This is a genomic window from Pelagibius sp. (genome assembly GCF_965249265.1).
Taxonomy (GTDB): Bacteria; Pseudomonadota; Alphaproteobacteria; order Kiloniellales; family Kiloniellaceae; genus Pelagibius.
This window is the reverse complement of record NZ_OZ252224.1, coordinates 26,196-48,587: the sequence shown is the minus strand read 5'-3', so window position 1 is coordinate 48,587 and position 22,392 is coordinate 26,196. Positions and strand designations below refer to the sequence as shown.

The window sequence follows — 22,392 nt, the reverse complement described above, 5'->3', positions numbered from 1 at the left end:
CGGTGCTATTCCGCGGCCTGGCCTTTGCTTTTCTTTTCCCGTTCCGCCATCGCGGCCTTGCGCGACTGGATACGTCCCACGGCCTTCTTGCCGAGGGTCAGGGCGTCGTCGATCAAAGCCGCCTGCTCATTGACATGGCGCTTGTGCGACCCGGTGGCCGGCGAGGCCGCCGACTGCCGCCCGGCATAGCGCGGCCGGGGCGCCTTGAAACCGATCTCTTCGGCCACCTCTTCGATGAAGGTGGAAACGAAAGCCCAGGGGCCCATGTTGCGCGGCTCTTCCTGGCACCAGACCAGATCACAGTGCTTGTAAGGCTCCAGTTCCTGCATCAGGCCGTCGGCGGGGAAGGGGTAGAGCTGCTCCAGGCGCAGGAAATGAACATCCTTGATGCCGCGTTTCTCCCGCTCTTCCAGAAGGTCGTAGTAGACCTTGCCGGAGCAGATCACCACCTGCTTGGCATCCTTTTTCTCGCTCGGCAGATCGTCATCGTAGAGCACACGGTGGAAGCAGCTCTCCGGCCCGAAATCGTCGAGCTTGGAAACGCAACGCTTGTGGCGCAGCAACGACTTCGGGGTGAAGACGATCAGCGGCTTGCGGAACTCGCGGTGAAGCTGGCGCCGCAGCACGTGGAAATAGTTGGCCGGCGTCGTGCAGTTCACGACCTGCAGGTTGTCTTCCCCGCAGAGCTGCAGGAAGCGTTCGATCCGGGCCGAGGAGTGCTCCGGCCCCTGGCCCTCATAGCCGTGCGGCAGCAGCATCACCACGCCGGACATGCGCAGCCACTTGGATTCGCCCGAGGCGATGAACTGATCGATGATGATCTGCGCGCCGTTCACGAAGTCGCCGAACTGTGCCTCCCACATCACCAGGGCCCGCGGCTCAGCCAGGGAGAAACCGTACTCGAAGCCGAGCACCGCCAGTTCGCTCAGCGGCGAATCGACGATTTCCAGGCGTGCCTGCTCCTCACGGATGTGGCTGAGCGGCTTGTAGGTCGCCTCGGTTTCCTGATCGATGAAAGCGGCATGACGTTGGGAGAAGGTCCCACGGTTGCTGTCCTGGCCCGAGAGGCGCACCGGATGACCTTCGATCAACAACGTCCCGAATGCCATCGCCTCGGCGGTCGCCCAGTCGATTCCCTCGCCGCTTTCGACCATCTTGCGCTTGGCGTCGAGCTGGCGGGCGATCTTGCGGTTGAGCTTGAAGTCGACCGGCACTTTGGTCAGGGCCAAAGCGACCTCTTTCAGAGTCTCCATCCCAACGGCCGTCTTGCCGCGCCGCGGATCGTAGCCGCGCGCCGCGTCCAGACCGGACCAGGCTCCTTCCAGCCAGTCCGCCTTGTTGGGCTTGTAGCTCTTGGCCGCCTGGAAATCCTGCTCCAGTCGGTCGGTCCACTGCTGGACCAGGCCGTCGACTTCCTCCTGGGTAAAGGTGCTCTGCGACACCAATTTCTCGCCGTAGACCTGGCGGGTGGTCGCATGCTTGGCGATCGCCTTGTACATCAGCGGCTGGGTGAAGGCGGGCTCATCGCCTTCGTTATGGCCGTGGCGGCGATAGCAGAACATGTCGATGATGACGTCCTTGTTGAACGTCTGGCGGAACTCCGTCGCGATGCGCGCGACATGGGTCACCGCCTCCGGATCGTCGCCGTTCACATGGAAGATCGGCGCCTGGATGATCTTGGCCACGTCCGAGCAGTAGGGCCCGGAGCGCGAGTTCACCGGATTGGTGGTGAAACCGATCTGGTTGTTGACGATGAAGTGGATGGTGCCGCCGATGCGGTAGCCCTTCAGCTCGGAGAGATCCAGGGTTTCCGGCACCAGACCCTGCCCGGCGAAGGCCGCATCGCCGTGCATCAGCAGCGCCATGACCTCGGTCCGGTCCTTGTACTTGCCCTGCTCCTGCTTGGCGCGGACCTTGCCGACCACCACCGGATTGACCGCTTCCAGGTGCGAGGGGTTGGCGGTCAGGGAAAGGTGGATGACGTTGCCGTCGAACTCCCGGTCCGAGGAGGTGCCGAGGTGATACTTCACATCGCCCGAACCGCCGACGTCTTCTGGATGGGCGGCACCGCCCTCGAACTCCGAGAAGATCGCCGAAAAGGGCTTGCCCATGAAGTTCGCCAGCACGTTCAGGCGCCCGCGGTGGGGCATGCCGATGACGACCTCTTTGAGGCCGAGCTGGCCGCCGCGCTTCAGGATCTGCTCCAACGCCGGGATCATGGATTCGCCGCCGTCGAGGCCGAAGCGCTTGGTACCGGTGTATTTCTTGTTGAGGAACTGCTCGAAAGTCTCCGCCGCGGTCAGGCGCTCCAGAATCGCGCGCTTGCCGTTCACAGTGAAGTCGGGCTGGTTGCGGATCGATTCGATGCGCTCCTGGATCCAGGCCTTCTGCGCCGGATCCTGGATGTGCATGAATTCGACGCCGATGGTCCCGCAATAGGTCGCCCGCACCACCTCGACAATCTTGCGCAGGCTGGCGGTTTCCAGGCCCAGCACGTTGTCGATGAAGATCGGCCGGTCCATGTCCTCTTCGGTGAAGCCGTAGCTCTTGGGGTCGAGTTCGGGATGCGGCTCCCGCGCCTTCAGGCCGAGGGGGTCGAGTTCGGCCTCCAGATGGCCGCGTACCCGGTAGGCCCGGATCAGCATCAGGGCGCGGATCGAATCCAGGGTGGCGGCGCGCACACCGGCATCGCCGACGTCCACCGATCCGGCAGCGGCCGTCACCGCCGCTGCGGCCGGCCCGGTGCCATTGGCGGCGGCGCCGTTCAGCTTTTCGATGACCGCTTTCGCCTCTGGGTCGAGGTCGCCGAAGAAGGCCTGCCATTGCGGATCGACAGACCCTGGCGATTCATTGAACCGGCGGTAGAGATCCGCGAGGACAGCAGCTTGAGACGGGGAATGGATGGTCATGTCTCTCCCGGCCCGGCCGGGGCGAAACCAAGCCAGGCCGCCTTCCTTTCTGTGCCGCTAGCCCGCCATGGCCTGCAGCATTGTCGAACCCAGACTGGCCGGCGAATCCGCGACCAGAAAACCAGCCGATTTCAGTGCTTCGATCTTGTCGTCCGCACCGCCTTTACCACCGGCAATGATCGCACCGGCATGGCCCATGCGGCGGCCCGGCGGCGCTGTCACTCCGGCGATGAAACCACAGATAGGTTTCTTTATCTTTGACGCCTTGAAAAAATCTGCGGCGTCTTCCTCGGCGCTGCCGCCGATCTCGCCGATCATGATAATCCCCTCGGTCTTGGGGTCCTCCAGGAACAGCTCCAGGCAGTCGATGAAGTTGGTGCCGTTCACCGGGTCGCCGCCAATGCCGATGCAGGTCGTCTGCCCCAGGCCCGCCGCGGTGGTCTGGGCCACGGCCTCGTAGGTCAGGGTGCCGGAGCGCGAGACCACGCCGATCTTGCCGGCGGCATGGATATGGCCCGGCATGATGCCGATCTTGCACTCTTCCGGGGTGATGATACCCGGGCAGTTGGGGCCGATCAGGCGCGATTTGGAGTCGGCTAAAACGCGTTTGACGCGCACCATGTCCAGAACCGGGATGCCTTCGGTGATGCAGACGATCAGATCGACCTCGGCATCGATCGCCTCCAGGATCGCATCCGCCGCGAAGGGCGGCGGGACATAAATCACCGAAGCCGTGGCGCCGGTCTTCTCGACCGCTTCGGCCACCGTATTGAAGATCGGCAGGTCGAGATGGCTGCCACCGCCCTTACCGGGCGTGACGCCGCCGACCATCTTGGTGCCGTAGGCCAGCGCCTGTTCGGAATGGAAAGTCCCCTGGGCGCCGGTGAAGCCCTGACAGATGACCTTGGTGTTGCTGTCGACCAGGACCGCCATTTTATGCTGCCTCCTTCACGGCCTTCACCACCTTCTCGGCGGCATCGGCCAGATTGTCCGCCGAGACGATCGGCAGACCGGAGTCGGCCAGGATCTTCTTACCCAGTTCCACGTTGGTGCCCTCCAGGCGCACGACAAGGGGAACACGCAGTTCCACCTCGCGGGCCGCGGCCACCACCCCCTCGGCGATGACGTCGCAGCGCATGATGCCGCCGAAGATGTTCACCAGGATGCCTTCGACGTTCTTGTCGGAGAGAATGATCTTGAAGGCCGCGGTTACCCGCTCTTTGGTGGCGCCGCCGCCGACGTCGAGAAAGTTCGCCGGTTCGCTGCCGTAGAGCTTGATGATGTCCATGGTCGCCATGGCGAGCCCGGCGCCGTTCACCATGCAGCCGACCTGGCCGTCGAGCTTGATGTAATTCAGCTCGTGGCGCGCCGCCTCCAACTCCATGGCGTCTTCTTCGTCTTCGTCGCGCATGTCGGCCACGTCCTTGTGGCGGAACAGGGCGTTGTCGTCGAAGTTCATCTTGGCATCCAGCGCCATCACCTCGCCGCCGCCGGTCACCACCAGGGGGTTGATCTCGACGATGGAGGCATCGAGCGCCAAGAAGGCCTTGTACATGGCCCCGATAAACTTCACCGCGGCATTGACCTGCTTGCCCTCAAGGCCCAGACCGAAGGCAATCTGGCGCCCGTGGTAGGGCATGTAGCCCTCGGCCGGATCGATGGCCAGCTTCAGGATCTTCTCCGGGGTGGCGGCGGCGACCTCTTCGATTTCCATGCCGCCCTCGGTGGAGGCCATAATGGTGATACGGCTGGTGGCCCGGTCGATCAGCATGCCGAGGTAAAGCTCCCGCGCGATGTCGCAGCCGTCTTCGATGTAGAGGCGCTTGACCTCTTTGCCCGCCGCGCCGGACTGCTTGGTCACCAGGATGTGCCCCAGCATCTTGCGGGCGTTTTCCTTGACCTCGTCCAGCGACTTGCAAACCCGCACGCCACCCTGGCCCTCGGGGTCGTCCTTGAAGCGTCCGGCGCCGCGGCCACCGGCATGGATCTGCGATTTCACGACATAGACGGGACCGCCCAGTTCGCGGGCCGCGTTTTCCGCCTCTTCCGGCGTATAGGCGACTCCGCCCCTGGGAACCGCAACGCCGAACTTCGCCAAGAGTGCCTTGGCCTGATACTCATGAATATTCATGGACCTGCCGCTTCAGTGTGGATTGAGGAGATCAGACAGCTGGAGCCGGCTTGCCGTGCTTTGATTTCTAGCATCGTTGTCGTCCCAGCCGCCGTGCCTGCCCGCACCCCGACGCCCCCCGTCGAAGTCACCGAGACACGGCCTTTCGTGCCGCTTTCCGTGCTACCTTAACACCCCGGCGGAGCAGCGCAACCGGCAGAAATCCGCCGAAGGCACCGCTTTCGCGACCGCCGCCGAGGGTGGTTTCAACAGCGCGCCGCGGCAAGAACACGCCCGAGAACACGCCCATGAACACTCTGGGGCTCAGGCCCTGGCCTTCTTGGCCGCACCCTTTTTCGCCGCAGTCTTCTTAGCCGGGGCTTTCTTCGCGCCCGCCTTCATCATGCCCTTGCAGACATCGACCAGCCCGCTCACCGCCTTGACCGACTTGTTCAGCATGGACTGCTCGGACTTGCTGAGGCTGAGCTCGACGATGCGCTCCACGCCCTTGGCGCCGATGACGCAGGGAACCCCTACATAGAGGCCCTTGATGCCATACTGGCCGGAGAGATAGGCGGCACAGGGCAGCACCCGCTTCTTGTCCTTCAGATAGGACTCGGCCATGGAGATCGCCGAAGAGGCCGGCGCGTAGAAGGCCGAGCCGGTCTTCAGCAGGCCGACGATCTCGGCGCCGCCGTCGCGGGTGCGCTGGACGATCTTGTCGAGGCGCTCCTTGGTCAGCCAGCCCATCTTGATGAGATCGGGCAGCGGGATGCCGGCGACGGTGGAGTAGCGCACCATGGGCACCATGGTGTCGCCGTGGCCGCCGAGTACGAAAGCGGAGACATCTTCAACCGAGACGCTCATTTCCTCAGCAAGAAAGTAACGGAAGCGCGCCGAATCGAGCACGCCAGCCATGCCGACCACCTGATGGGCGGGCAGGCCGCTGGCCTGCTGCAGCACCCAGACCATGGCATCCAGCGGATTGGTGATGCAGATCACGAAAGCCTTGGGGCAGTTCTTCCTGATGCCCTCGCCCACCGCCGTCATGACCTTGGTGTTGATGTCCAGCAGGTCGTCGCGGCTCATGCCCGGCTTGCGGGCGACCCCGGCGGTGACGATGACCACATCGGCGCCCTTGAGGGCCGAGTACTTGCTGGAGCCGACGAATTTGGCGTCGAAGCCTTCGACCGGGGAGGACTCGACCAGATCGAGCGCCTTGCCCTGGGGAACACCGTCGATGATGTCGAAGAGGACGACATCGCCCAGTTCCTTCAAGCCGGCGAGTAGGGCGAGGGTGCCGCCGATGTTGCCGGCACCGACAAGCGCGATCTTGTTGCGAGCCATGATGTGATTCCTCGATCGATGTGAGCTGCCCGGATTGGGTGTCCTGCCGGCCGCTTGTATCGCTCTTTGGATGCGCAGCGGCAGGTGCCGGTTACCTAGCGCGATTTGCAGGCCGGGGCAAGGCGCAGGGCGTGCCGTAGCGACGCGAACACAGGCTCTTGATCATCGCTGCGCAAACGCGATCACGTCATATGCGCAGCGCTGACGTAGTCAGCCGAGCGCATCTCCTGAAGACGGCTGACGGTGCGCTGGAATTCGACGGCGCCGTCGCCGCTCGGATAGAGTCTTTCGGGCGGCGCTTCGGCGGCGACGACCAGCTTCACCCGATGCTCGTAGAGGGCGTCGATCAAGGTCATGAAGCGGCGTGCCTCGTTGCGGTTCTCCGCCGAGAGCAGCGGCACGCCGGAGAGCACCAGGGTATGATAGAGCCCGGCGATGGCCAGGTAGTCGCCTGGCCCCAGCGGCTGCTCGCAGAGGTCGGCAAAGGAAAACCGCGCCACGCCGCGGGCCGCCAGAGGCACCGGAATTTCCCGCCCCTTGTAGAATACGGAATCGGGCGCCGCCGTCGCCCCTTCGGTCAGTTCGGCGAAGGCCTTGTCGAGCGCAGCCTCCGCCTTGGCCCCGAGCGGCGCGTGATAGGTGGCGATGTCCTTCAGGCGCTGCTGGCGGTAGTCGATGCCGCCGTCCAGTTCCAGCACGTCGAGACGCTGCTTCACCACCTCGATGAAAGGCAGAAAGCGTTCGCGCTGCAGCCCGCCTTCGTAAAGACGGTCCGGCGGCCAGTTGGAGGTGGCGACCACCACCACGCCGTGCTCGAAGAGAGTCTCGAACAGGCGGCCGAGAATCATCGCATCGGCAATATTGACGACATGAAACTCGTCGAAGCAGAGCAGCCAAGCCTCGTCCGCCAGATCGCTGGCAATGACCGGCAGGGGGTCGGCCTTGTCGGCATTGGCGTCATCCTGGCGCCAGACATGGAGGCGCTCTTGCACCTCCTGCATGAAGGCGTGGAAGTGAACGCGGCGCTTCTTCTCCAGCGGGGCCCCGTCGAAGAACAGGTCCATCAGCATCGATTTGCCGGTGCCGACCCCGCCGAAGATGTAGAGACCCAAAGGCGGCTCGACACGGCGGCGGGCAAGACCGAGTCGCGCCTTCCAGCCCCCCATGCCGCCAGCCGGTTCGTAACCACGCAGGGCGTTGTGCAGGGACTGCAGCTTCTCCGCCGCCAACTGCTGACCGGGGTCATGGCGCAGATGCCCTTCGCGGCGCCGGGCGCGATAGACCGCCAGTGGCCCCGCCGGAGGCGGCGCCTGATCGTCCGGATCGTTTTCCGCTTTGTTACTCATGCAGCCGTTAATTACGGCAAAGCCGGCAAGGGGGAAAGGGGCAGCCGCCGGAAGCGGGAGCGGGCCGGCTCGATCACGTCCTGAACAGAAACTAGAACCAATAGCTCACGGACAGCAGGATCTCATGAGAGGTGTAGTTGTCGGCATCGATGCTGTCGCCGCCCGAGAAACTGCCGGCATCGACATCGCCCAGATTGATGAATCGATAGGCGAGCTGCGCGGAAACGTCGTCCAGAAACAACCAGTCGACCCCGGCCATGGCACCCCAGGCGAGATTGTCCTTGTCGGTATCGTCCGACTCGTGGGCGGCAGTCCCGAGGGTGACCCGGTCGTTCGCGGCAGAGTTGCGCGCCCAGCCGACGCTGCCGCCAACGAAAGGCGTAAAGTCTGACTCGTTGCGCCATTCGAGGAAGATGCTCAACAGAACCGAGGTGGTCGAAACATTGGATTCGTAGTCGATGACCGGTGCGCCCTGATCGCGGACATCCATGTCGAAGCGGAAGCGATAGCTGCCTTCGATCTCAGTGCGCAGGGGTAAATCCTGCCAACGGTAACCGACGATACCGCCGACACCGGCGACTTTGTCGTCGTCGTTCTCGACAGTCTCCGCTCCACCGAAACCGCTGCTGTTCACCTCGTCCACCTGAGCGGCGGACCCGATCCCGCGGATCCCGACATAGAATCCGCTTGAGCCGTCCTGCGCCAAAGCCGGCGCAGCCACGGCGACCATGACGCTGATCGCCAGCGCCGTCACGTGCCGTTTCATCGTAAGACAATGCCCCCCAAGTCCCCCGACTAACGCCTAACGTTTGTGCGCCTATAATCTGAAGCTGTCCAGGGAAATGGGGTTCGGTCAAACACCCTGGTTGCTCTACCTGCCGCCAGCAACCCTTAAGATTGCGCCGGTGGTATAAGAGGCGGCATCGGAGAGCAGCCAGATCACCGCCTCGGCGATCTCCTCGGGCTCCGCCGCGCGGCCGATGGGCATGGTCGGGGCGATCTTCTCCAGACGGTCCGGCATGCCGGCGGCCGCATGGATTTCCGTGTTCACGAATCCCGGTGCCACCGCGTTCACGCGTATGCCCTCGGCGGCGTTTTCCCTGGCGAGGCCGATCGTGAGGCTGTCGATGGCGCCCTTGGAGGCGGCATACCAGACATATTCGCCCGGGCTGCCCAGAGTCGCCGCGCCGGAGGAGATGTTGACGATGGCCCCGCCCCGGCCGCCGTGGCACCGGGCCATGCGCCGGATGGCGGCCCGTGCGCACCAGATGCTGCCCAGCACGTTCAGTTCCATCACCTGGCGGATCGTCTCCGCCGGGGCGCCTTCGATCCGGTTCACCAGGCCGGAGAAGCCGGCATTGTTGACCAGCCCGGCCAGCGGCGGCAGTTCGGCGTCGAGGGTCTTGAAGAGCGCCTCGACCTGCGCCTCCTGGGCCACGTCCGCCTTCACCGCCAGGGCCCGACCGCCGGCTTTTTCTATATCGCCGACCAGTTGTTCGGCAGCGGCCGCCGAAGCCAGGTAGTTCACGCAGACCGCATAGCCGCGTTCCGCCGCCATCCGCGCCACGGCGGCGCCGATGCCGCGGCTGGCGCCGGTGACCAACAGGGTTCCGGACATCACAGCACCTCCTTGTTGCTACGAAGTGGACCAGATTACGAAGTGGGTGCGGCTTGCCCCGGCCTGGGGCGCTGACGCGTCAGTACCAGGATATTGCCGGTCAGCACAAGCGCCACCCCGGCCAGGGCCTCGGTGGTCCAGCGATAGTCCTCGAAGACGGTCGAAATGGCCAGCGCCACGATCGGAAAGAGGACCGTCGCGTAGGCGGCGCGGTCGGCACCGATGCGGCCCAACAGGGTCAGATAGGCGCCGAAGGCCAGAACCGAGCCGAAGATCGCGAGATAGAGCAGCGAAGCGACATAGGGAAAGCCGGTGTCGAAGGTCAGCGGCGCCCCGACGACAGCGGCCAGGGCAAACATGATCAAGGCGCCATAGGCCATGCCCCAGGCATTGCAGGCGAGAATCGGCAGACCCTCGGCCTGTGCCCGCACCGAGGTCATGTTGCCGAGGGAAAAGCAGAGGGTGCCCAGCAGCGACAGCAGCAGCCCGGCGACACCGGCGTCGCCAAGATCGAAGGCCCGCACCTCCGGCCAGAACAGCGCCGCCACCCCGGCGATCCCCAGCGCCGCACCCAGCAGGGTACGCGGCGTCGAACGGCGTCCGAGCAACAGCCGTCCGTTGATGATGTTCATCACCGAGGCGGTGGAGAACACCACCGCCAGCAGGCCGGAGGTAAGGTGATTGGCCGCCAGATAAAAGAAGTAGAAGTTGAAACAGAACATGCAGGCGCCCATGGCCATCAGCAGCACATGGGTGCGCAAGGCAAAGCGCAGACGCTGCCGCGCCACCAGCGCCCAGACGAAGACCACCGCCGCCGCCAAAGCGAAGCGATAGGCCACCGAAAGCTCCGGCGCGACCCCCTCGACCTGATACTTGATGGCGATCCAGGTGGTGCCCCAGATCAGGACCGTCAGCCCATAGAGAGAGGCGTTGAACATGACAAGACAGGGCCTTCGCGGAAGCCGGCGGAGAGTGTGCGCGGAAAGGGAAAGAAGAACGGCTTCAAGCCTAGCCCGCGGCTGAAGCGGGCCACAAGACCTGCATTGTCAGCCGACAATCGGCGAGGGCCCTTAGCGCGCTATTCCAGTGCCACGTCGACGAAGCTGCGCACCAGGCGCAGGTCGCGCTTGTAGGGCGGCGTGACCAGGCAGTGGCGATAGGTCTCCGGCATCTCCCGGATCGGCAGGGCGACCAGATTGTTGGACGGAAAGAGGCTGTCCTCCAGAACGATGCCCACCCCGACGCCGTGCAGGACGGCCTCCTTCACCACCGGAAAGGTCGAGGTCTTGATCACCCGCGAGAGTTGGAGGCCCGCCGCCTTGACCTTGGCGTCGACGATGCGCTGGGTGAAAGAGCCGTCTTCCGGCATCACCACGATTTCCTCGTTCAGATCCGCCAGAGAGACGGCTTTACGTCCGGCCAGGGCATAGTCGCGGCGCACATGCAGCTTGTAGGGCGTCTGGCTCATCTCATGCAGCGAGACACCCTCGACGACTTCCGGCTCGGTGATAATGGCAATGTCCATGTCCCGCTCATGCAGCTTCTGCATGGCGATGGTCCAGCTGTAGAGACTGAAGTCGATCTGCACCTGCGGATGGAGCTGCGTATACTTCGCAATCACCGGCAGCGCCGGGCGCGGCGCATTGGCGATGATCCGCAGATGCCCGGCGGAGAGCGCGCCGTAGCTCGCCACCTTTTCATCGATGATCTGCTCCAGCGTGCGGAGCCGGTCTGAAACCTGAAAGAGTTCCTCAGCCGCCGGCGTCAGTTCCAGGCCATCGCGCCGCCGCACAAAAAGCAGGGTGCCCATAAGGCGTTCCAGCTTGGCGACGTGCTGGGTGATCGACGATTGGGTGACACCGAGGACGGCAGCCGCCTTGGAGAAGCTGCGCTCTCTGGCGGCGGCGGTGAAAGCGGCAATTTGATAGGGGCTGGGCTTCATCGGGGCCGGCCTGTTCCGCCTCGGCAAACGCAATTCTGAAGATGTATTAATTTGACTAATACAATGTCACATCAAGTTCAATCTACTTTGCTAAGAGTCGCCGCAACAGGGGCCGGGGTTTGGATGCGGGGACAGTCTGTTGGCGACGATCAGTCTTGCTGGAGTTCGAAAATCGTTTGGCGAAACGGAGGTCCTGAAGGGCATCGACCTCACCATTCCGGGCGGTGAGTTTCTCACCCTGGTCGGCCCCTCGGGCTGCGGCAAGTCGACCCTGCTGCGGATCATCGCCGGGTTGGAAGCCCAGAGCGGCGGGGACGTCGGCATCGGCGGAGAGATCGTCAACCGAACCCGCGCCGCCGACCGCAATCTGGCCATGGTGTTCCAGTCCTATGCGCTCTATCCCCATCTGACGGTGGCGGAAAACATGATGGTGCCGCTGCGCCTGCGCGACCTGCGCTTTGACCAGCGCCTGCCGGTCCTGGGGCCGCTGCTGGCGCGCCGGCAACACCTGGCGCTGCGCGGCCAAGTCGCAGAAACGGCGAAGGTCCTGCGCATCGAGGCCCTGCTCGACCGCAAGCCGGGGCAGCTTTCCGGCGGCCAGCGCCAGCGCGCCGCCCTGGGCCGGGCCATGGTGCGCAAGCCCGTCGCCTTCCTGATGGACGAACCGCTGTCCAATCTCGACGCGGCGCTGCGCGTCCACATGCGCGCCGAACTTGCCGAACTGCACCGCGCCCTCGCCACCACCTTCATCTACGTCACCCACGACCAGGCGGAGGCACTGACCATGTCGGACCGCATGGCGGTGATGATGGGCGGTGAAATCCTGCAGCTCGACTCGCCGCAGGTGGTTTACGACGACCCGGCGGATCTGCGGGTCGCGGAGTTCGTGGGCTCGCCGAAGATCAACACCCTGCCCGCCACGGTGGACGCCCAGGGCCGTGTCACCTGTCTCGGCGCTGTCCTGGCGAAAGTTCTGCCGGGCGGCAACCCCGAGGTCACCATCGGCCCCGAGATCACCATCGGCTTACGGGCCGAACATCTCTCCGTCGTCGCCTCGGCGCGGGAGGGCGCTTTCTCCGGCAGCGTGACCTATCGCGAGAACCTGGGCGCGGACGTCTATCTGCACCTCGACCTCGGCGGCCACCGCCTGGTGGTCCGCACCCCGGGCGAGACGGCAACCAACATTTCCCTCGGCGACCTTGTTCATGCCGCCCCAGCGCCGGGCAAGGCCATGACCTTCGCCAAAGACGGCAGGCGGCTGCGTTTTCCGGACGAAGCGCCGGGTCGTCGCGCAGCACCTATCGCGGCCACACAGCCGCCAGCGCCTCAGCACGAAACCGCCGTCGCCTCCTGATGGCGCGCTCCAACGCCCATATCTGGTTCGTCGCGCCGGCGATCCTCCTGATGCTGGTGATCCTCGTCGCCCCGATCCTGGTCGCCGCCTTTCTGTCGTTCACCGATTACAGCCTCGGCAACGACGGCACCGAGTGGGTGGGATGGCGCAACTACGAACGCATCGTCACCCGCTCCTCCTTCGAAAAGATGTTCGTCGCGACCTTCACCTATGTCGCGGTGGTGGTGCCCCTGGCCGTCGGGCTGGGGCTGGGCGCGGCGCTCCTGATCAACTCCCTGAAGCGCTTCGGAGACTTCTACAAAACGGTCTACTTCCTGCCTGTCATGGCCGCCCTGCTCGCCATGGCCATCGTCTGGGAGTTCGCGCTGCATCCGACGATCGGCCTGGTCAACCAGACCCTGGCCCTGAGCTGCGGCACCTGGCTGGAGGCCTTCGGCTTCTTCGCCCAGGGTTGCGCGCGCAACTTCCCGCTCTGGCTCGGCGATAAAGACTACGCGATCTGGTCGGTTGCCTTCATCGGGGTCTGGCAGGGTTTCGGCTTCAACATGGTGCTGTATCTCGCCGGACTGACCTCGGTCCCGCGCGAGCTGTATCACGCCGCCGCCATGGACGGCGCGGGCTCGGGCTGGGAACGCTTCCGCCTCGTCACCTGGCCGATGCTGGGGCCGACCACCGTTTTCGTCGTGACCATCACCTGCATCCGCAGCTTTCAGGTCTTCGACACCATCGAAGCCTTCTACCCCCAGGGCGGCGGTCCCTCCAAGTCGGTCTACGTGATGATGTTCGCCATCTACGAAAAAGGCATCCAGCAGAACCTCATCGGGCTCGGCTCCGCGGTAACCGTCATCTTCCTGGCCTTCGTGCTGTTCCTGACCCTCATCCAGCGCTGGCTGGTCGAACGCCGGGTGCACTACGCATGAGCCGCTTTTCCACCACCGAAACCTGGAAGCACGCCATCCTGATTCTCGGCGCGGTCATCGTCATCCTGCCGTTCTACGTGATGCTGTCCTATTCGCTGAAATCGCCCGGCGAGATCGAGCGCAATGTCGGCGGCTTCTTCGGCAGCCAGGCGGAGATGATCGACGAGCGCTGCGTGATCCGCGGCGCCCCGGACCGCGCCGCCATCGCCGCCGCCGCGCCTCGCTTTCCCGGCAAGAGCACGGCGGAGATCCAGGTGAGTCTGATGACCGAGTTGCAGGAGGCCTGCGCCGTGCGCCCGGCGGTCTTCAATTACACCATGGCCTTTTCCGAGGCGCCGCTGCTGCGCTACCTGCTGAACGGGGTCATCGTCACCGCCTCGATCTTTTTCATCCAGGTCGTCATCGCCCTGCCCTGTGCCTACGCCCTGGCCAAGCTGCGCTGGCGCGGCCGCGACCTGGTGTTCACCATGGTCCTGTTCTGCCTGCTGATTCCGGTTCATGCCGTCGCCCTGCCGCTCTACATCATGCTGGCCAAGGTCGGGCTGACCAACACCTACGCCGCCCTCATCATCCCCTGGACGATTTCAGTCTTCGGCATCTTTCTGATGCGCCAGTTCTTCCTGACCGTGCCGGACGATCTGATCGACGCCGCACGCATGGACGGCATGAACGAGTTCTCGATCATCTGGCGGGTGATGCTGCCGACGGCGGTACCGGCCTTGCTGGCTTTCGCCATCTTCTCCGTCGTCGCCCATTGGAACGACTACTTCTGGCCGCGCATCGTGGTGACCGGCAACCGCGAACTCTTCACACCGCCGCTGGGCCTGCGCGAGTTCAAGGGCGATGCCGACGGCAGTTTCTTCGGCCCGATGATGGCGACGGCGACCGTTATCGTGACGCCGCTGATCATCGCCTTCCTGATGGCCCAGCGCCGCTTCATCGAAGGGATCACGCTGACGGGTATGAAATAAGGAAGCCGGAAACGGAAAAAGAACTGGGGGTGCAGACGGACCGCACCCCCGCTGGAAGTTCCCGGCGAACCGGGATCGATCGGGCGGCCGAGGGGAACGAAGTGGCAGCCTCACCCCATACCGCCTCTCTGAACTTAGGAGGAATAACGCATGAAAGCTTTTCTGACCACCGCAATGGTCTTCGGTCTGATGACCGCGCCGGCCATGGCAGAAGAAAAAATCGTCGTCGAATTCGGCTATCCCTACAGTCACCTCTTCGATGTGACCTACGAAAAGATCCTGCCGAAGTTCTATGCCGAGAACCCCGGCATCGAGATCAAGTTCCGCGCCACTTATGAATCCTACGAAGACGGTACCAACACCATCCTGCGCGAGGCGGTGGCCGGCACCCTGCCCGACGTCACCATGCAGGGCCTGAACCGCCAGGCGATCCTGGTCGAGAAAGGCATCGCCCGTTCTCTGGAGCCCTTCATCGCCAAGGAAGCCGACTTCGAGAAAGACGGTTATCACAAGGCGATGCTGGATCTCGGCACCTTCGACAACGGTGTCTACGGACTGCCGTTTTCCGTCTCCCTGCCGGTCGGCTACTACAACATGGATGTGCTGCGCGCCGGCGGTATCGACAAGCTGCCGGAGACCTGGGAGGAGGTCATCAACGCCTGCCGCACCATGCAGGCCAAGGGCGTGAAGAACCCGGTCTTCTGGGGCTGGAACATCACCGGCAATTGGTTCCTGCAGGCCCTGATGTGGACCCAGGAAAAGCCGACGGTCGAGGGCACCAAGGTCTCTCTGGACAGCCCGGAGGCCCTCAACTCGCTGAACACCATGAAAAGCATCTTCCGCGGCTGTGACATGCAGAACCTGGAATGGAAGGCGGCACTCTCGTCGTTCTCCGCCGGTGAGATCGGCATGATGTTCTGGTCGACCTCGGCGCTCGGCGCCGTGGAGCGCTCCCAGGGCGACTTCGAGCTGAAGACCGGCCCCTTCCCCGGCATCAACGGCACGCCCAAGGGCCTGCCCGCCGGTGGCAACTCGGCAATGCTGGTCTCGACCTCCGAAGACCCGGCGGAGCTGGACGCGGCCTGGAAGTGGCTGAAGTTCATCACCTCCGGCGAGGGTGCTGCAGACGTCGCCCGCACCACCGGTTACATGCCGCCGAACAAGGCCGCCAACGAAATCATCCTGGCGGACTTCTACCAGCAGAACCCCAACAAGAAGACCGCCGTCAACCAGTTGCCGCTGCTGCGCGAGTGGCAGGCCTATCCCGGCGACAATGGCCTCGCCATCACCCAGGTGATCTATGACGGCATCGAGGGCATCGTCGTCGGCGATCATGAAGACATGACCGAACTGCAGAGCGAACTCTCCGAAGAAGTCGGTGATCTGTTGAACTGAGGCAGATCCCTTCTTCGCCAAACCCCATGGCGGGGACGGCTTGCGGTTATGGCCCGCAGCCGTCCCCGTCCTCGGAGATCACGATGAAACTCATCCAGTTGACAGACATCCACCTGACGACGCCGGGCCAGACCATCGGCGGACGCGATTCCAACGCCAACTTCGACCGCGCCCTGGCGCATGCCCTGGACCATCACCCCGATGCCGAAGCGGTGATCATCACCGGCGACCTCTCCGACTGGGGTGAGAAAGCCGATTACGAGCACCTGAGCCAGCGCATCGCCGCGCTGCCGCTGCCGGTCTACCTCTGCATCGGCAACCACGACGACCGTCCGGCCTTTCTTTCGGTCTTTCCCGAACTGGCCGACGAGGACGGGCATGTCCAGCGCGTCGTGCCGCTCAGCGCGGGAGACGCCTTTCTGATCGACACCTGGGGACCGGACAGTCATGCCGGCCACTATGACGCGCAGCGCCTTGCCTGGCTCGACAAACGCCTGGCAGCCGCGACACGTCCCGTCTATCTCTTCATGCACCACAACCCCGCGCCGACGCATATCGCCCCGATGGACCGGATCATGCTGCTGGATGCCGACGCCTTCGGTGACGTTGTCGCCGCCCACCGCGACAAGGTCGCCCACATCTTTCACGGCCACTGTCATCTGCCGCTCGCCGGATCCTTTCGCGGCATCCCGACAAGCTCACCGCGCGGCACCAACCATGCGGGTTGGGCGAATTTCGCGGAAAGCAAATTGCTCAGCGCCTCCGACCTTCCGGAATCCTACGCCGTCATCTTTGCCGACGAGGGCTCGGTCACGGTGCAGATGGTCGAGTTCGGTTACACCGGGGACGTGCGTGTCGAGGGCTCGCCCGACTACGCTGACTGGGACCGTCAGACCATGGCGCGCTAACGACTTACCGACTTGGCAGCCGCCGCCGACTTCGCCACCATGAGAAGCATGGAAAACGGCGAAGAGACGCGGCCATGGGCTTGATCCTCTACGAACGGCTTTGCGGCGACGACCGGCGCCCCAGCCCCTATTGCTGGCGCGCGCGCTTGGCGCTGGCCCACAAGGGCCTGAAACCGGAGTACCGCCCGGTGAAGTTTACCGAGCGCGACCGCGTCGCCTTCAGCGGCCAGGCGAAGGTGCCTGTGCTGGCCGACAGCGACCGGGTGGTAAGCGACTCCTGGGACATCGCCTGCTATCTGGAAGACACCTACCCCGACGCGCCTTCCCTCTTCGACGGCGCGGGCGGACGCGCTTTGGCGCGTTTTATCAGTCATTGGACAGACAACAGCCTGCAGAAAGCGCTCTCGCCGATCCTGGCACCCTACATGCTGGCCGCCGTTCATCCGGATGACCGCGACTACTATCGCCAAACACGGGAAGCCCGTTACGGCGAGAGCCTGCAGCATCTGGCGGCGCGACGGGCGCTTTATCTGGAAGCACTCCACCCGGTGCTGGAGCCGCTGCGCCAGCACCTGGCCGAGTCTTCCTTTATCTGCGGGGAACGGCCGGCCTACGCCGACTATCTGGCTTTTGCGGAATTCCAATGGGCGCGGTCGGTCTGCGACCAGGACATCCTGGCGCCGGAAGATTCCACTCTGCGGGCCTGGCGCCACTGCATGCTGGACCTCTTCGACGGCCTCGCCCGATCCGTCCCCGCTTTCGACAGCGCGGCCTGATATCGGGCGAGGCTTGCCAGGCCGTTGTTCGTTTTCCTTTAGACGGCAGAGTCCCCTAAACAGCCGGGTCCCCTAAACGGCAAGGTTCCCTAAACAGCCGGATCCTGGGCGACCTGGACCGGCACGTCGCGCCAGCCGTCGCCGGAGGAGACCATGCAGGTCGGGCCGCCGGGTACGGTGACCAGAATGGTCCAGGAACCGGCGGGGCTCGCCAGAATCTCGATCAGCGAACCGGTCGAGGTCACGCCCATGTTGACCGGCGCTTCCTTGTAGTTTTTCGACAGGCTCTTCAGCAGCGCCTCGCGGGGGGCGCACTGCGGCCCCTGGGCTTCGGCGTTGCCGGAAAATGCGGTGGTCGCCGCAACGACCAAGGGGATCGCCAGGGGGGCTGCCAACGCAAGCGCAAGGACCGACGCGTTCAGGCGCTTTCGCGGGCTCCTTTCAGATGCAGTCGTCTTGCTCATGGCTTTCGCCTCCTTCGAATTTCTTCGACTGTCTTGTCTGTCGAAACGACTCTGTTCTTCGTTCATACAAGACTAACGTCGAAGCGGCCGGGATATTCCCGATCAAGAACCCATTGTGACTTTGCTGTTGTGGAAAAGCGGTGGGTTTTACCACAGGCTCCGGACTCTTTCGGGCGAGCCGGGCGGCCGTTGCAGCGCAAAGGCCTTACGCCTTTCAGGTGCCGCTAAACCCTTTTCTGCCGCGATTTTCCCCGCTCTCAGGGCAATCGACACAGCCTTTCAACCGGCGAAACCGCGGCGGGCCCTCAGTCTTTACCGGGCCTTTTGAGAAAAGAACTCTCAAGTATAAATCTGGGGTTGGGAGTAATGATTCGCAAGGGAAAGTCACGCAGGCTTGAAAACATCGTGACGCGGGGATTTAAACCTATTGCTGTTTTTGTTTTCGACTACGTCGAAGCGGCGCCGGCCCGCTCCCCCCTCCCGGCCACCCACTAGGATAATCTCATTGGGTGGCCGGGAGGGGGGAGCGGGCTGGAACCGAAGAAATCAAAAACACCTACTCCGCGGCGCTGGCTTTCCCGGCGGCGAAGTGCTGCTCCATCTCCCGCCGGCAGGCGACCGATGGATCGGCTGCATCGAAGGCGACGTCATCCCAGGAAAGCGCCGCTCCTTCGGCAACCGGACGCACCAGCTTGATGCCCTGGGCAAGACCGAGGGGCAGGCAGCCACCGCGCAAACTGTCCGCCGCCGGCATCAGCTTGCCCCAGACCGTGTAGCCGCCTTCACCGTCCAAGACCTCGCCGGGTTGGAGGTCGCGTTTGGCCGTGGCCACGACATCGCCGCTCCAACTGCGCGCCGCGCCGGTTGCCTGTCCCAGCACCCCGGCATAGGCAACCGAGATACCGAGTTCCAGGCCGATCAGGTGATAGGGCTTGTACATCGCCGCGTAACGCCCGCTGGGATCGGTCGCCAGGCCGTACTCGCCGAAGCAGCGCCGCGCATAGTCGCTCGGCGCTTCGAAGACGACATAAACACCCCAGCGCAGATCCCGCTCGATCGCACTGCCGTCGCGCGCCAGGGAGGAGATCACCTCGACCTGGCCCTTGTGATGCAGGCTGCCGCCCTCGGCGGCCGGACGCAGAACCGTTGCCAGGTTTTCCGCATCGACCGGCGGAAACGCGAGGCCGCTCGGCGCCGGTGTCAGCCCGGTCGCATTGGCCACCGCCGCCATCTCGATGGCCGACTTGGTACCGTCCATGAAGGAGTTGAACATCTGCGGGTTCATGCCGCCCTTGGCCGCGTCCTCCGGCGTGATACCGTAGTGATTCCAGACATCGTCGGGCGTCAGCTTGTGATAGGAAGGCAGGTACTTGGTGCCCTTGCCCGCCGCGACCACGGGGAAACCGCAGGCACGGGCCCAATCGACCATCTCGCAGATCAGCGCCGGCTGATCGCCGTAGGCCAGGCTGTAGACAAGCCCGGCCTTCTCAGCCTCCGCCGCCAGCAAGGGACCGGCCAGGGCATCGGCCTCGACGTTGACCATCACGATATGCTTGCCGTGGGCGCAGGCCAGGCGCGCATGGCGAATGCCGGCGGCGGGATGGCCGGTGGCATCGATGACCACGGCGATGTCCTCCGCCCCGAACAGCGCCCCTGCATCTTCGGTGATCCAGGTGCTGCCCAGTGCCATGGCGGTGTCGATATCGGGCGCAGCGTAGCGTTCTTCCGGCCAACCGGCCTTGGCGAGAGAGGCGCGCGCGCTCAGGCGCCAGATCGGCGATGGCCACCACGTGGAAACCGGGGGTGAGTGCGGCTTGCGCCAGAAACATGGTGCCGAACTTACCGGCGCCGATAAGGCCGATGCGGACGGGCTTTCCTTCCGCCGCGCGGCGGCCCAACAGAGCATGCAGATTCATGGGCCGGTTACTCCGCTGCCTGTTGGGCGACCAGTTCGGCCAGACAGTCGTCGGCGAGCGGTTCGATCGGCGTGAAGTCGCGATGCGCCACCCAGTCCGGCCTTTTGAACTGGCGGATGTGATTGTCGACGTGACAGAGCGAGAGGTAGACGATGGTCCGCCCCCAGGGGCTGATGTTCGGCGGGCTGGCGTGCACCAGGTTGCAGTGGAACATCAGCACCGAGCCGGCGGGCCCGGTGGGCGCGACGATGCCGCCGGCTTCCGCCAGCCGGGTGACCGTTTCGCGGTCCAACGTCCAGAGCGGATAGGAGGTCGTCTCCAGATCATGACCGGTCTCGTAGACGCCCTCTCTGTGGCTGCGCGGAATAAACATCAGCGGGCCGTTCACCGGCGTCACCTCGTCGACGAAGACGGCGATGTTCATCGCCCGCGCTTCGGGCATGGCGTCGTCGCGTGCCCAGGTGCCGTAGTCCTGATGCCACTGCCAAACGTCGCCGTCGAAAGCCGCCTTGGCATTCACCTTGTACTGATGCAGATAGACCGGGCCGTCGAGCAACTGCGTCACCGGTTCGACCAACCGCGGATGCAGGCCGAGACGCCGGAAGGGCTCGCTGTAGGCCTGGGCGGCAAAGGCGGTTCGCGGCGCGCCGCTGTCTTCGCGCCAGACCTCCTCGCGCTCCAAGGCGAAGACGCGCGATGCCTCGCCGCGCAGCAGCGCCGCTTCGTCTTCCGAGAATGCCCGCGGCAGGAAGAGATACCCTTCGCGGTCGAATTCCGTGCGCTGTTCTTCGGTCAAAAGCATCTGCGGCCTCCCTCGTTTCAGCCTCGCCTCTTCTTCGTTGCAGGGCGATTGGTTCTTCAGGGACGCAGTATCCCTCAAAGCCGCAGTCCTGGCAAAAAAAGCGCGCCTATTCTCCGGCGCTTTGCCGGCCAGCTTGGTCTGGGAAAGAGACCGGCCGGACAAAGGCCGCCGCAGCAATCAAACCCAGAACGGCAAGGGGAAGGCAGGCGAGGAAGACGGTCGTGGCAACCGTATCGAAGAACGCGGTTGCACCCGTGCTGCCGATGCCCGCGGCATTGGCGACGATGCCCGCGTAGGCCGCCCCCAGGGCATAGCCGAGCCGCTGCACCGTGGGGATCGCGCCGGAAACCCGCTGGGCCTCACCGTCGGGCGCAAGCCCCGTCGCGCGGCGCAGGATGAAGGTCCAGGCCATGCCGAAGCCGCAGCCCTGCAGCGCCGCAAAACAGGCGATCAACCAGATCGGTCCAGCGGCCACGCTGTAGGCGAAGCCCAGGATGCTGGCCGTGACCAGCAGCATGCCGGTCAGGATCATCTGCGGATCGCGGCGCTCCGGCGTGCCCGCCAGCAGGGCGGCGGTCCCCGCCCAGGCCACCGCTTCGACCGCCAGCACATAACCGGCCACCAGAACGGAAACGCCGTGCAGCCGGGTCATCAGCAGCGGCCCGTAGATGCTCATGGCAATGGTCGCGGCGGTGAAGCAGAGGATCATGGTCAGCGCCGCGCCCAGCGGATTGCGCAAAGAGATTGGCTTCAGCGGCAGCAAACGATTGCCAGCTCTGCGGGCATCGAGCCTGAGAAAAACGATCAGGCAGACGGCACCGGCCAGAACGAAGGCCGGGGTGCGCAGCGCCGAAATCTCGATGCCCGCATAGGCAATGGACACCACACCGGCTGAGAGCCACAGAAGACGGACAATAGGAAAGCGCTCCGCTGCCGTCTCCTCGGGCTTGAGCCTGGCCTGCTCCGACCGTGTCACCATCCAAAGGGCGAGGAACACCGCCTGCACGGCGAAGAACCAGAAACCGAGACGCCAGGACGCCAGTTCGACGAAAAGCCCGCCGATCAGCGGCCCCAGAAAGGCCGAGACCGCCCAGATCGTCGAGACCACGCCCATGGCGCGGGCGATCAGCCGCCGGGGAAACAGCAGGCCGACCGAAACGAAGGAAAGCGCCATCAGCCCACCACCGCCGAAGCCCTGGAACAAGCGTCCGGCGAGCAGCACCCACATTTCCGGCGCCAGGGCCGAGGCGGCGCAGCCGGCGGCGAAGAGAACCGCTGCCGCCGCCATCGGCAATCGAAGGCCGTAGCGCAGGGCGAGCAGACCGCTGGCCGCCCCGGCAACGATGGAGCCGATCTCATAGAGCGCCACGGTCCAGGGCATCAGGTTGATGCCGCCGATCTCCGCGACGATGGCCGGCATCATGGTGGAAACCAGCAGGGCATCGGCGGCATGCAGCCAGACGCCAAGGCAGACCACGGCAAGGGAGGCTCCGTGCTCGCGGTTCAGAATGTCGCGCCACTGCGCCGAATCGCTGCCGTTCACCGTCAAAGAAGGTCTTCTCTTTCGCCGGGCGCCTTCGTTTGCACCAGAATGATTGTCGCGGCGCGGCCGGA

At 64.4% G+C, this 22,392-nt stretch carries 19 protein-coding genes; 6 read left to right on the top strand and 13 right to left on the bottom strand.

From position 1 onward, the window contains the following. Positions 1-5 precede the first annotated feature (5 nt). The 9 genes from ACP146_RS00230 to ACP146_RS00190 form a co-directional block, all read right to left on the bottom strand. Entirely contained in the window at positions 6-2,909 is a 2,904-nt protein-coding gene (locus ACP146_RS00230) for a 2-oxoglutarate dehydrogenase E1 component (RefSeq protein WP_422364751.1), read from the bottom strand. 57 nt (positions 2,910-2,966) lie between these two features. After that, on the bottom strand, positions 2,967-3,842 hold the full coding sequence (gene sucD, locus ACP146_RS00225; RefSeq protein ID WP_422364750.1) for a succinate--CoA ligase subunit alpha: 876 nt from the start codon (positions 3,840-3,842) through the stop codon (positions 2,967-2,969). 1 nt (position 3,843) lies between these two features. Continuing rightward, positions 3,844-5,040 (bottom strand): ADP-forming succinate--CoA ligase subunit beta, encoded by a 1,197-nt coding sequence (sucC, locus tag ACP146_RS00220; protein WP_422364749.1) that lies wholly within the window; start codon positions 5,038-5,040, stop codon positions 3,844-3,846. 303 nt (positions 5,041-5,343) lie between these two features. Next, positions 5,344-6,366, bottom strand: coding sequence for a malate dehydrogenase (gene mdh, locus ACP146_RS00215; RefSeq protein WP_422364748.1), 1,023 nt, complete (start codon positions 6,364-6,366; stop codon positions 5,344-5,346). A 182-nt stretch (positions 6,367-6,548) separates the two neighbouring features. Then, positions 6,549-7,712: a cell division protein ZapE gene (gene zapE / locus ACP146_RS00210; RefSeq protein WP_422364747.1), complete on the bottom strand. Its 1,164-nt coding sequence runs from the start codon at positions 7,710-7,712 to the stop codon at positions 6,549-6,551. A 91-nt stretch (positions 7,713-7,803) separates the two neighbouring features. After that, entirely contained in the window at positions 7,804-8,478 is a 675-nt protein-coding gene (locus tag ACP146_RS00205; RefSeq protein WP_422364746.1) for an outer membrane protein, read from the bottom strand. A gap of 105 nt (positions 8,479-8,583) precedes the next feature. Beyond that, positions 8,584-9,330: an SDR family oxidoreductase gene (locus ACP146_RS00200; RefSeq protein WP_422364745.1), complete on the bottom strand. Its 747-nt coding sequence runs from the start codon at positions 9,328-9,330 to the stop codon at positions 8,584-8,586. A gap of 35 nt (positions 9,331-9,365) precedes the next feature. Continuing rightward, the gene (locus ACP146_RS00195; RefSeq protein ID WP_422364744.1) at positions 9,366-10,268 is read right to left on the bottom strand and encodes a DMT family transporter; all 903 of its coding nucleotides are present in this window, start codon (positions 10,266-10,268) and stop codon (positions 9,366-9,368) included. Positions 10,269-10,408: 140 nt separating this feature from the next. Continuing rightward, the gene (locus tag ACP146_RS00190) at positions 10,409-11,272 is read right to left on the bottom strand and encodes a LysR family transcriptional regulator (RefSeq protein ID WP_422364743.1); all 864 of its coding nucleotides are present in this window, start codon (positions 11,270-11,272) and stop codon (positions 10,409-10,411) included. A 139-nt stretch (positions 11,273-11,411) separates the two neighbouring features. Here ACP146_RS00190 and ACP146_RS00185 point away from each other — a divergent pair, with 139 nt between their 5' ends. From ACP146_RS00185 to ACP146_RS00160, 6 genes are all read left to right on the top strand, one after another. Beyond that, positions 11,412-12,626, top strand: coding sequence for an ABC transporter ATP-binding protein (locus tag ACP146_RS00185; protein ID WP_422364742.1), 1,215 nt, complete (start codon positions 11,412-11,414; stop codon positions 12,624-12,626). Further along, on the top strand, positions 12,626-13,546 hold the full coding sequence (locus ACP146_RS00180) for a carbohydrate ABC transporter permease (RefSeq protein WP_422364741.1): 921 nt from the start codon (positions 12,626-12,628) through the stop codon (positions 13,544-13,546). Before ACP146_RS00185 ends, ACP146_RS00180 begins: the two co-directional genes overlap by 1 nt. Then, positions 13,543-14,517 carry a carbohydrate ABC transporter permease gene (locus ACP146_RS00175; RefSeq protein ID WP_422364740.1) on the top strand — a complete coding sequence of 325 codons (975 nt, stop codon included), beginning with the start codon at positions 13,543-13,545 and terminating at the stop codon, positions 14,515-14,517. Before ACP146_RS00180 ends, ACP146_RS00175 begins: the two co-directional genes overlap by 4 nt. A 150-nt stretch (positions 14,518-14,667) precedes the next feature. After that, positions 14,668-15,912 carry an extracellular solute-binding protein gene (locus ACP146_RS00170; RefSeq protein WP_422364739.1) on the top strand — a complete coding sequence of 415 codons (1,245 nt, stop codon included), beginning with the start codon at positions 14,668-14,670 and terminating at the stop codon, positions 15,910-15,912. Between the two features lie 83 nt (positions 15,913-15,995). Continuing rightward, positions 15,996-16,820 (top strand): phosphodiesterase, encoded by an 825-nt coding sequence (locus tag ACP146_RS00165; RefSeq protein ID WP_422364738.1) that lies wholly within the window; start codon positions 15,996-15,998, stop codon positions 16,818-16,820. Positions 16,821-16,894: 74 nt separating this feature from the next. Then, on the top strand, positions 16,895-17,596 hold the full coding sequence (locus ACP146_RS00160; RefSeq protein ID WP_422364737.1) for a glutathione S-transferase N-terminal domain-containing protein: 702 nt from the start codon (positions 16,895-16,897) through the stop codon (positions 17,594-17,596). Positions 17,597-17,685: 89 nt separating this feature from the next. Here the strand turns inward: ACP146_RS00160 and ACP146_RS00155 are convergent, their stop codons facing one another. From ACP146_RS00155 to ACP146_RS00140, 4 genes are all read right to left on the bottom strand, one after another. Beyond that, on the bottom strand, positions 17,686-18,060 hold the full coding sequence (locus tag ACP146_RS00155) for a hypothetical protein (RefSeq protein ID WP_422364736.1): 375 nt from the start codon (positions 18,058-18,060) through the stop codon (positions 17,686-17,688). A gap of 556 nt (positions 18,061-18,616) precedes the next feature. Next, a complete protein-coding gene (locus ACP146_RS00150; protein WP_425032140.1) occupies positions 18,617-19,966 on the bottom strand; it encodes an NAD(P)H-dependent oxidoreductase in 1,350 nt (449 codons plus the stop codon). A gap of 17 nt (positions 19,967-19,983) precedes the next feature. Next, a complete protein-coding gene (locus tag ACP146_RS00145; protein WP_422364734.1) occupies positions 19,984-20,778 on the bottom strand; it encodes a phytanoyl-CoA dioxygenase family protein in 795 nt (264 codons plus the stop codon). Between the two features lie 106 nt (positions 20,779-20,884). Beyond that, positions 20,885-22,321: an MFS transporter gene (locus tag ACP146_RS00140; protein WP_422364733.1), complete on the bottom strand. Its 1,437-nt coding sequence runs from the start codon at positions 22,319-22,321 to the stop codon at positions 20,885-20,887. Between the last annotated feature and the right edge of the window lie 71 nt (positions 22,322-22,392).